General features: G+C 45.4%; 1 protein-coding gene. It reads left to right on the plus strand.

Features of this window, described 5'->3' with window-relative positions; translation table 11 throughout:
- Positions 1-4 precede the first annotated feature (4 nt).
- A partial coding sequence (locus tag AC1M9K_RS14525; protein WP_481589642.1) for a CoA-transferase occupies positions 5-507 on the plus strand: 503 nt, incomplete at its 3' end.

The raw sequence follows: 507 nt of genomic DNA on the forward strand, positions 1-507 counted from the left end.
TAAAATGAGTTATCAAAAATTAACCCGTGATCAAATTGCTGAACGTGTTGCACAAGATATTCCTGATGGTGCTTATGTCAACCTTGGGATTGGTTTACCGACCAAGATCTCGAGCTATTTACCTGCTGACAAAGATGTATTTTTACATTCTGAAAATGGTTTATTGGCCTTTGGTCCACCCCCTGCGGAAGAAGACCGTGACCCTGAGTTAATTAACGCGGGTAAAGAGTTTGTAACCCTGCTAGAAGGCGGAGCTTTCTTCCATCATGGTGATTCATTTGCCATGATGCGTGGTGGTCATTTAGACATCGCAGTCTTGGGTGCTTTCCAAGTCGCTGAAAATGGTGATCTTGCAAACTGGCATACCGGTGCACCTGATGCCATCCCTGCTGTGGGTGGTGCAATGGACTTAGCCGTGGGTGCGAAAAAAGTCTTTATTACCACCGATCATGTCACTAAAAAAGGCGAACCTAAAATCGTTGCTGAGCTGACTTATCCTGCGACAGG

The organism is Acinetobacter sp. 24-47-67, from assembly GCF_056779735.1.